Origin of the sequence: Mesorhizobium sp. M7A.F.Ca.US.006.04.2.1, from assembly GCF_004022915.1 — a bacterium.
Taxonomy (GTDB): Bacteria; Pseudomonadota; Alphaproteobacteria; order Rhizobiales; family Rhizobiaceae; genus Mesorhizobium; species Mesorhizobium ciceri.
In genome coordinates this window covers 1-9,651 of the sequence record NZ_RZQA01000144.1, presented here as the reverse complement: position 1 = coordinate 9,651, position 9,651 = coordinate 1, and the positions used below count along the sequence as shown (strand labels likewise).

The following is a 9,651-nucleotide window of genomic DNA, read 5'->3' as shown; positions in this document are numbered from 1 at the left end:
GTCGAGGACAATGGCGGCGCCGTCATTGCAGCAGCAGATCCTGCCCGAATCCCGCGCGCCACCAAGAACCAGGCCGAGATCAACGGCTCGCGCGCCGCGCATCGCCGTGACGGTGCGGCCGTGGCGAAATTGCTGTGCTGGCTGGAGCGGCAAAAACCCGGCTCGCTCGACGAGATCGCTGTCGTCACCAGGCTGGAGGAACAGCGCCGGCGGACCGGCGAGGAAACCCAGATGCCGCTGCGCGACGTCTCCTTCGACACCATTTCGGGCGCCGGCCCGAACGGCGCCATCATGCATTACCGCGTGTCGCGCGCCACCAGCCGCAAGCTGCAGGCCGGCGAGCTGTTCCTGCTCGATTCCGGCGCGCAGTATCAGGACGGCACCACCGACATCACCCGCACCGTGCCGATCGGCCAGCCGACGCAGGAGATGCGCGAACGCTTCACCCTGGTGCTGAAAGGCATGATCGGCATTTCCACCTTGCGCTTTCCCGCCGGCACGCGCGGCTCCGAGATCGATGCCGTCGCGCGCATGGCGCTGTGGAAGCACGGCTGCGACTTCGCCCACGGCACCGGCCATGGCGTCGGCTCGTATCTGGCCGTGCATGAAGGCCCGCAGCGTATCGCCCGCACCGGCACCGAAAAGCTGCTCGAAGGCATGATGCTGTCCAACGAGCCCGGCTACTACAAGGAAGGCTCCTACGGCATCCGCATCGAGAACCTGATCCTGGTGACGCCGGCGCAAGAGATCGAGGGCGGCGACATCGCCATGCACGGCTTCGAGACGCTGACGCTGGCGCCGATCGATACCAGGCTGGTGCAGTCGGACCTTCTGACGCGTGACGAGCTGCATTGGCTGGACTCGTACCACGCGCGCGTGCTGGCCGAAATCGGCCCGATGCTCGACGGCGAAACGCTGGCCTGGCTGGAGAAGGCCACCGCGCCGCTGCCGCACGACGCGAAGATCTGATTTTCTGAGGCGCCGAGGGCGTGGCGGAATTCAGGTCAGGACGAGCCGAAAACGATGGGTTCCGTGAACCGGAGCGGAGCGTACTTTTGGGTACGTGAGCTCAGTTCTACCGCGACGCGGTAGAACGGGGAAGCGCAGGAAGCCGCCGTTTGCAGGCCGTCATCACCTGAATATCGATACGCCCTACCCGACGAACTGCCGCGCCACGATCAATACCGCCGCGCCCGCCAAAAACATCGCCATCAACCCACCGCGCAGCGAAACCACGGCGGTGACCACCAGTGCGGCCCATTCCGCCGGGCCGGCGTTCAACAGCTCGGGCGCTACCAGCGTCGTCAGCACCGCCGCCGGCACGGCATTGAGGCCGGCCTCGACGCGGGGATGGATGGTATCGAAGCGCGATATCACCAGGTGCCCGCCGATGCGCGTCAGATAGGTCGCGATTGCGCCGGCGATAATGATCCAGAAGGTCGTGCTCATGGCCGTGCCTTTACGCCGCTATGGTGGGGAGGCAGGATGACCGCCAGCAGCACACCGGCAACAGCGCCAATCGAGACATGCCAGGGCGAGCCCACGGTCTTGTAGGCGATGATGGAGGCGGCAGCGCTGGCAATGACCACCGGCAGCCACAGAGGCCGCTTGCGGAAGCCCAGCACGAGACCGAGGAAATAGATCGGCAGCAGGAAATCGATGCCCAGCGCGTGCGTGTCGGGGATCAGCTTGCCGAACAGCGCACCAAGCGCGCTTTCGACGATCCAGAACAGATAGACAGGCAAGCCAAGTCCCAGATACCAGGCAAAGCCGACCGTCTGGCCGGATTGCGCCCTCGCCTCGGCCACCGCGAATTGCGGATCGGTGAGGATGAAATAGCCTAGTACCTGCTGGATGACAGGCCAGTGCGCGATGCGCCGGCCGATGCCGGCGGAATAGAGCACGTGGCGGAAATTGACGGCGAAGATCGACAGCACGATCAGCCACGGCGCCACATGCTGGCCGAACAGCTGGATGCCGACCATCTGGCTGGCGCCGCCATAGACCAGCGCACTCATCAGAAAGGCTTCCAGGACCGAGAAGCCATTGTCCACGGCGAGCGCGCCGAACAGCACCGCAAACGGCGCCGAGGCCACCACCACAGGCATCGACAGCCGCACGCCTTGCCAGAAATCGCTTCTGTCGCCGCTCTCGGAAATTACGTCCGTCGCCATCAACCACTCCTGATGCATGTCGCCCAAAAGGGGGATAACGACATGCACAACAACAAGGGAAGCGCGGTATGTAGGTGGCGCGGCTTGCCGTGTCACACGAATTCGCTTGAGCCAAACGATCAGCGGAAATGATCGCTGGATCGGCTGAGTTAGACGCTTATTCCTTCAGGATCTTGCCCTCGATCGCCCTGCCCCAGTCGAGCAGCGGCTTGGCGCGCAAGGTGAAATCGACGAGCTCGTCGACCAGATCAGCCGTATGGATTCCCGCGGGATCGATAACATGCTGGACGACAAAATGCCGGTTGCGGATGGCGGCGACAAGGTCGGGATCGCTGATTTCCTCGAAGCCGCGTGGCGTACGCTTCATACGGCCTTCGGTCTCGAGTTCAAGCCGGTTCTTCTTCAACGCCGCCACCAGGGCGCGAAACCTGTCCGGCTTCGTCGCGATGGCTTTGCGCATCGCCAGCAGCAGCGCCGGCTCCGGCTGCCACCAGGCAATGTCGGCGAAGCAGCGCTCAAGCCCGACATGGACGTAGAACACGCCCTGCTCCATCTTGGTGCCGTCGGGCGACAGGATGGCAGACAAATGCCTGTTGTAAGGCCGCTTGTCCTTGGCGAAGCGCACGTCGCGGTTGATTCGGAACAGCGACTTCTTGCGGTCGCCGCGCAGGCCGAGACCCGCCTTTGCGAAGCGCTCGGTCAGCGTGTCGACGAGATCACTGAGCGGATCGCGCAATTCCTGTTCGAACAAGTCACGGTTCTCCAAAAACCACTCTCGGCTCTGGTGGAAATCCAGCGCCTTGAGGAACGGAATGGCTTTTGGGCCGAACCCTTTGAATGCGCCGTCCATCAGGCCTTGCCGATCCGCGCCAGCCAGGCATCTTCGTCGATGACCTCGATGCCGAGTTCGCTGGCGAGCTTGAGCTTGGAGCCGGCACCCGGCCCGGCGACCACCAGATCCGTCTTCGCCGAAACCGAGCCCGCGACCTTGGCGCCGAGGCGCTCCGCCATCGCCTTGGCCTCGGAGCGTGTCATCTTTTCCAGCGAGCCGGTGAAGACGACCGTCTTGCCGGCGACCTCGCTGTCGGCCGAGACGTTGACGATATACGGCTTCGGCTTGACTTGGCGGAGCAACGCATCAAGCACGTCGTCATTGCGCTCATTGCCGAAGAAGTCGCGCAACGCGTCGATCACGGTATCGCCGATACCGTTGACCGAGGGGAAGACACTGTGCGGATCTTCCGCTGCCGCTGTTTCCTTGCCCACGCGGATCAGTTCCTCGATGGTCGAGAAGGTGCGGGCAAGCACAGCCGCCGTCGTTTCGCCGATATGGCGGATGCCGAGCGCGAAGATGAAACGGTCGAGTTCCGGCTCGCGGCGTGAGTCGATGGCCGCGAACAGCTTGTCGAGGCCCTCATAATTGCGGTCCTCGACGCTGCGCACGTTCTTGCGCGTCTTGCCCGATGCGGCCTCGCGCTGCCTCGCCTGTTCCTCGCGCCGTTCCGCCAGCGCCCTGGTGACAGCCGGACGGCGATCCCTGAGCGTGAAGATATCGGCGGCGGTCCTGATCAATCCCGCGTTGAAGAACGTGTCTATGTTCTCCGCGCCGAGGCCTTCGATGTCCAGGGCACCGCGCGACACGAAGTGGCGCAATCCTTCCACCGCCTGCGCCGGGCAGATCAGCTCGCCGGTGCAGCGGCGGCGGGAATCCTCCTTGCCGGTCTTCTCGTTGATCTCGCGCGTCGCCGGCGAGCCGCAGATCGGACAGGTGTGCGGGAATTCGTACGGCACGGCATCGGCCGGCCGCTTGTCGATGACGACGCTGACGATCTGCGGAATGACATCGCCTGCCCGCTGGATCACGACCGTATCGCCGATGCGCACGTCGATGCCGTCGCGGATCGGCTGGCCGGTCGAGTCCAGGCCCTTGATGTAATCCTCATTGTGCAGCGTGACGTTCTCGACCACGACGCCGCCGACCGTGACCGGCGCCAGCCGCGCGACCGGCGCCAGCGTACCGGTACGGCCGACCTGGATGTCGATCTTCTGAACGGTCGTCATCGCCTGTTCGGCCGGAAATTTATGCGCGATCGCCCAGCGCGGTTCGCCGGTGACGAAGCCCCAGCGGCGTTGCAACTCCAGCTGGTCGACCTTGTAGACGACGCCGTCGATATCGTAGCCGAGCGCGGAGCGCTGCTCCTCGATCCGATGATAATGCGCGATCAACTCCTTGGCCGATTTCGCCCGCACCATCAGCGGACTGATCTTGAACCCCCACTCGGCGAATTTCTGCACCGAATCATACTGGGTCGGAGCCGGATCCGCTGTCGTGTAACCCCAGGCATAGGCGAAGAATTTGAGGTTTCGGCTGGCGGTGACGGACGGATCCTTCTGGCGCAGCGACCCGGCCGCCGTGTTGCGCGGATTGACGTAGTCCTGGCCGCCGACGGCGGCCGAGCGCTGCTTCAGCGCCTCGAATTCCGCATAGGTCATGTAGACCTCGCCGCGTATCTCGATGGTTTCGGGCCAGCCCGAGCCTTTCAGCTTTGCAGGGATGTCGGCGATGGTCTTCAAATTGGCGGTGATGTCTTCGCCGACGTCGCCGTTGCCACGCGTTGCGCCCTGCACGAACACACCGTTTTCGTAACGCAGCGAAGCCGATAGCCCATCGATCTTCGGTTCGGCCGTGAACGCAATGTCGAGTTCCTTGTCGCGATCGAAGAACCGCCGCCCGCGTTCGATGAAATCCGTGACATCATCGTCGGTATAGGCCTTGGCAAGGCTGAGCATCGGCACGGCATGGCGCACCTTGGTAAAGCCTTCCGCGGGCGCTGCTCCGACCCTGAGCGATGGCGAATCCTCGCGCACCAGCGCCGGAAAGCGCTCCTCGATGGCAAGGTTGCGCCGCGCCAGCGCATCATACTCGGCATCGGTGATAACAGGCGCATCTTCGGTATGGTAGCGCCGGTCGTGCTCGGCGATCTCTTCCGCCAGCCGCTTCAGCTCGGCTTCGGCCTCGCTCTCACTGAGCGAATCGACAGGTTTTTCAGCCATGCTTTCCTTCCCCGGACGGTGGCCCGCCACAATAGATCAGGATTTTGGGAAAATCATTCCTGAACAGCAGGATGGAGCCATATCCTGACTCGATCCCTGACACCTGTTGTTCTTATGCGGCCGTGGTGTTTTCACGCAGCAATCGCTCGGCGGCGGCGCGCGCCTCGTCGGTGATGGTGGCGCCGGCCAGCATGCGCGCGATCTCTTCCTGCCGCGCCGGCCGGTCCATCTCGGCAATGCCGGTGGCGACACGGTCGGTGGTGCCGGATTTGGAGATCAGGAAATGCGTCGCCGCGCGTGCCGCGACCTGTGGCGCATGCGTCACCGAGAGCACCTGGACGCGCTTCGACAGCCGCGCCAGCCGCTGGCCGATCGCGTCGGCGACAGCGCCGCCCACCCCAGTATCGATTTCATCGAAAACCAGCGTCGGCGCCGAGCCGCGGTCGGCCAGCGCGACCTTCAACGCCAGAAGGAAGCGCGAAAGTTCGCCGCCGGACGCCACTTTCATCATCGGCCCGGGCCGCGTGCCTGGATTGGTGCGCACCCAGAATTCGATCTGGTCGATGCCCTCTTCCATGCGGCTCTCGGCCTCGCTCTTCATTTCCACGATAAAGGCGGCGCGTTCGAGCTTGAGCGCCGGCAATTCCGCCATGACCGCCTTGGTCAAGCCGACCGCCGCCGCATGACGAAGCGAGGACAGCTGCGCGGCGGCAATGTCGTAGGTCTCGCGTGCCGCGGCGGCCTGCTTTTCCAGCCCGTGCAGGCGCTCCTCGCCGGCATCGAGATCGGCAAGATCGGCCGACATCGTGTCGCGAAGCTGCGCCAGATCGTCGACGGCGACGCTGTGCTTGCGCGAGGCCGCGCGCAGCGAAAACAGCCGCTCCTCCGCCTTCTCCAACCGCTGCGGATCATATTCGGTGGCGCGCAGTGCTGCCTCGACCCCCGATTGCGCCGCGTCAAGCGACAACATCGCCTCGTCGAGCGACTTGACGACGTCGTCGAGCAGGCCGGGCGCCTCGGTCACCTTGCGCTGCGGCCGCCGCAGCAGGCTGGCCAGTTGCGGCAAGGGCGAGGACGGGCCGGACAGCACATCCTGCGCGTCATGGATTTCGGACGCGATCTTCTCGGCCCGCATCATCGACGCGCGCAGTTCGGCAAGATCGGTCTCCTCACCCGGCTGCGGATCGAGCTGGGTCAATTCCGCCACCGCCGCACGCAGATAGTCGGCCTCGCGCGCGGCCGCCGCCACCTTGGCACGGTGGCGCGACAGTTCCTGCTCGCAGGCGCGCCAATGCCGCCATGCCTCGCCAGTTGAGCGAACGGCGCCGAGATGGCCGCCAAAAGCGTCGAGCACCTCGCGGTGAGCGCCGGGATCGACCAGAGCGCGTTCGTCATGCTGGCCGTGGATTTCGACCAGCGCGCGCCCGACATCGCGCATCAAGGTGACGCTCGAAGGCTGGTCGTTGACGAAGACACGGGTGCGGCCGTCCGCGGTCTGCAGGCGGCGAAGGATGATGTCGCCGTCATCCTCGATCGCATTGTCGGCAAGCAGCGTGCGGGCCGGATGGTTGCGCGGCACGTCGAAGACGGCGATGACCTGGCCTTGCGCCGCGCCATGGCGCACCAGCGACGCGTCGCCGCGCGCACCAAGCGCCAGCGACAAGGCATCGAGCAGGATGGACTTGCCGGCACCGGTTTCGCCGGTCAGCACCGAAAGACCCGGCTGGAAGTCGATATCCAGCTTCTCGATCAGGACGATATCGCGGATCGACAGTCTGGAAAGCATCAGAACCCGAATCTAGAACGGCACGCGACCATTTGCAGTCGCAGCGCCGCACTATCTTTTTGTTTGAGCACCGGATCAATCCGAAAAGCGCTGTGAACGCTTCAGTCGATGCTCATACGTCAGGCGCCGGTGATCATCTTTCCGGCCTTGGATATCCACGACCCTGCATTTTCGCGCGGTGCGAGCCCATTGCTCTGCAAGAGCTTGTAGGAATCCTTGTACCACGAGCTGTCAGGGTAGTTGGTGCCGAGCACGGCGGCGGCCGTCTGCGCCTCCGAAGTCAGACCCATCGCGTAATAGCTTTCGGTCAGACGCGCGAGCGCCTCCTCGACATGGCGCGTGTTGGAATAGTTCTCGACCACGGTGCGGAAGCGCTTGACGGCGGCAATGTATTCACGCCGCTCGAGATAGTAGCGGCCGATCTGCATCTCCTTGCCGGCCAACTGATCGTTGGCGAAGCGGATCTTTTCCTTGGCGTCGTCGACATATTCCGATGTCGGCCAGCGCGTCACCAGATCCTGCATCGTCTGGACGGTCTGACGCGCTTCCTTCTGGTCCTGCGTCACGTCCTTGATCTGGCGGTAGTAGCTCAAGCCGATGATGTACTGCGCATAAGCAGCGTCATCGGTCGACGGGTAAAGCGTGAGATAACGCTTGGCCGAGCCGATCGCCTCGTCGTAATTGCCCTGGCGATAGTCGGCGAAAGCGCCCATCACCATCGATTTGCGGGCCCATTCCGAATAAGGATGCTGGCGGTCGACGGCGTCGAACTTGCGGCTCGCCTCCTGCAGGCGCCCGGCATTGAGATTGGCAAGGCCCTGGTTATAGAGAACATCGGCCGGCTCGGTCTGGTCGACATAGGTCGACAGGTCGATATCTTTCTCCGACGACATGCAGGCCGACAGGAAGAGCGATGGAACAACTACTGAAAGCGCCAGGAAAACGGCCCTCTGCGGTGCTTTCAATTGACCAACTCGCTTGAAGAACATGATTGGATCTCGCCCTTTCGGCGCTATTTCAATGCCAGTTGCATGCCATTGTTTCAAAACTGGTCCCCACTTTTGAACGACATGCACTAATCGACGGCAGCAGCCATAAACCATAACCGCCTTGCCCGGCAACGCTATCTCCGGCCAATCGCACATTTTTGTGGCGGCCGGACGCAGCTTGGACATCAACGCAATTTCACTGGCGGGTGGTGCATTCCTGCAACACGCGCTATCGCCCATGGAACCCGAAAAACCTGGGAAAATCAGATCATCCAGGGCGCGTAGAGCGGCGCGTTGACGGCGTTCATCTCGGCGCTGCGGCCACGCTCCCGGCGCGTCGTCTCGACGATCTCGAACGCCGTGCGATCCGACAGCAGGCGGCGCAGGGCCGCGGCATTCATCCTGTGGCCGCCGCGATAGGAGCGGAAGCAGCCGATGAAACGGGCACCGGCCAGCGCCAGGTCGCCCATGGCGTCCAGCGTTTTATGGCGCACGAATTCGTTGGGATAGCGCAGGCCGCCCATGTTGATGACGCGGTTGTCGTCGCCGATCACTAGCGAATTCTCCAGCGAGGAGCCGAGCGCATAGCCTGCAGCCCACAGCCGCTCGACATCCTTCATGAAGCCGAAGGTGCGGGCGCGCGCGATGTCGCGACGGAAAATATCGGCATTGAGGTCGGAGGCAAACAGCTGACGGCCGATCGCCGGGCTTTCGAAGTCGATCTCGATCTCGAAACGGGTTCCGTCATAGGGCCGAAACTCCGCCCACGAGGCGCCGTTCTCGATGCGGACCGGCTTGATGACCCTGATATAGCGGCGCTTCACCGAAAGCGTCTCGATGCCCGCCTGGTCGATGGCTTCGACGAACGCCATGGCGCTGCCATCGAAGATCGGAACCTCGGAACCGTCGATCTCGACAGCGACATTGTCGATGCCGAGCCCAAACAGCGCCGCCATGATGTGCTCGACCGTGGCGATATGCTCGCCGGCGGGATCACCAAGCATGGTGCACAGGTCGGTGGCGCCGACTTCCGAGACCAGGGCACGAAACTCGCGGCCCTGCTCGGCACCGTTGAAAAGCTGGAAAACGATGCCGGTGTCGGCATCCGCCGGCATGAAGCTGATGGACACTTCCTTGCCGCTGTGGACGCCGGTGCCAGTAAGCGACGCGCGCGTCTTCAATGTCGTCTGATAGTCGTGCAAGACAATCCCCATAAGCCCGTAATGCCTAGGTCCGCTTCTCCAGCCCGAGGGCGCGGCTCTTGTGTGAATCGGTTGGCAGGGCGACTTCCCCCGAAATCCCGGCAAACCGATGATGGTAGGCAGCGAAGATAATGTCCCGTCAGGGAGACTCCAAATCACGGTTTCTTACTCTGTGTAACCGCGAACTGGAATGGGTGCGACTTTGTAAGTTGTTGAAATCACATCATTTAAAACGTTAACAGGCAAGCGATTCCTCGCTTGCCTGTTAACAAATGTTACAGTCCGTTTACCAATCAGTTGGCCTGGCGGCGCAGGAACGCCGGAATCTCCAGCTGATCGTCTTCCTGAGTCGTCCTCACCTGCGGCGTCAGGCGGCCCTGATCGTCGAGTTGGCCACGGCGCGGCGCATAGAGCTGCGCATCCTGGCTGGCGAGGCGGCGCACTTC

Annotated in this window: 9 protein-coding genes; 1 reads left to right on the top strand and 8 read right to left on the bottom strand. The window is 63.2% G+C overall.

Annotation, left to right across the window (positions count from 1 at the left end):
- Nucleotides 1-969: M24B family metallopeptidase (locus EN925_RS10550; protein WP_128336516.1), on the top strand; the 969-nt coding region annotated here is incomplete at its 5' end.
- A 183-nt stretch (nt 970-1,152) separates the two neighbouring features.
- Here the strand turns inward: EN925_RS10550 and EN925_RS10545 are convergent.
- The 8 genes from EN925_RS10545 to EN925_RS10510 all read right to left on the bottom strand — a co-directional run.
- The gene (locus EN925_RS10545; RefSeq protein ID WP_013530970.1) at nt 1,153-1,449 is read right to left on the bottom strand and encodes an AzlD family protein; all 297 of its coding nucleotides are present in this window, start codon (nt 1,447-1,449) and stop codon (nt 1,153-1,155) included.
- Nucleotides 1,446-2,174 (bottom strand): AzlC family ABC transporter permease, encoded by a 729-nt coding sequence (locus EN925_RS10540; RefSeq protein ID WP_013530969.1) that lies wholly within the window; start codon nt 2,172-2,174, stop codon nt 1,446-1,448. The genes EN925_RS10545 and EN925_RS10540 overlap by 4 nt, the downstream gene beginning before the upstream one ends.
- Nucleotides 2,175-2,331: 157 nt before the next feature.
- Nucleotides 2,332-3,024 carry a TIGR02453 family protein gene (locus tag EN925_RS10535; RefSeq protein WP_013530968.1) on the bottom strand — a complete coding sequence of 231 codons (693 nt, stop codon included), beginning with the start codon at nt 3,022-3,024 and terminating at the stop codon, nt 2,332-2,334.
- A complete protein-coding gene (gene ligA / locus EN925_RS10530; protein WP_128336514.1) occupies nt 3,024-5,228 on the bottom strand; it encodes an NAD-dependent DNA ligase LigA in 2,205 nt (734 codons plus the stop codon). The genes EN925_RS10535 and ligA overlap by 1 nt, the downstream gene beginning before the upstream one ends.
- A gap of 112 nt (nt 5,229-5,340) precedes the next feature.
- Nucleotides 5,341-7,014 carry a DNA repair protein RecN gene (gene recN, locus EN925_RS10525; RefSeq protein ID WP_128336512.1) on the bottom strand — a complete coding sequence of 558 codons (1,674 nt, stop codon included), beginning with the start codon at nt 7,012-7,014 and terminating at the stop codon, nt 5,341-5,343.
- Between the two features lie 119 nt (nt 7,015-7,133).
- Complete coding sequence (locus EN925_RS10520) at nt 7,134-8,003, bottom strand: outer membrane protein assembly factor BamD (RefSeq protein WP_013530965.1); 870 nt, start codon at nt 8,001-8,003, stop codon at nt 7,134-7,136.
- Between the two features lie 263 nt (nt 8,004-8,266).
- A complete protein-coding gene (gene lpxC, locus EN925_RS10515) occupies nt 8,267-9,217 on the bottom strand; it encodes a UDP-3-O-acyl-N-acetylglucosamine deacetylase (RefSeq protein ID WP_013530964.1) in 951 nt (316 codons plus the stop codon).
- A gap of 281 nt (nt 9,218-9,498) precedes the next feature.
- The coding region (locus EN925_RS10510; RefSeq protein WP_164894176.1) for a hypothetical protein at nt 9,499-9,651 on the bottom strand (153 nt) is incomplete at its 5' end.

Coding starts and splice junctions, on each gene's coding strand:
- EN925_RS10545 (WP_013530970.1), bottom strand. CDS start 1,449: ATGAGCACGACCTTCTGGATCATTATCGCCGGCGCAATCGCGACCTAT.
- EN925_RS10540 (WP_013530969.1), bottom strand. CDS start 2,174: ATGGCGACGGACGTAATTTCCGAGAGCGGCGACAGAAGCGATTTCTGG.
- EN925_RS10535 (WP_013530968.1), bottom strand. CDS start 3,024: ATGGACGGCGCATTCAAAGGGTTCGGCCCAAAAGCCATTCCGTTCCTC.
- ligA (WP_128336514.1), bottom strand. CDS start 5,228: ATGGCTGAAAAACCTGTCGATTCGCTCAGTGAGAGCGAGGCCGAAGCC.
- recN (WP_128336512.1), bottom strand. CDS start 7,014: ATGCTTTCCAGACTGTCGATCCGCGATATCGTCCTGATCGAGAAGCTG.
- EN925_RS10520 (WP_013530965.1), bottom strand. CDS start 8,003: ATGTTCTTCAAGCGAGTTGGTCAATTGAAAGCACCGCAGAGGGCCGTT.
- lpxC (WP_013530964.1), bottom strand. CDS start 9,217: ATGGGGATTGTCTTGCACGACTATCAGACGACATTGAAGACGCGCGCG.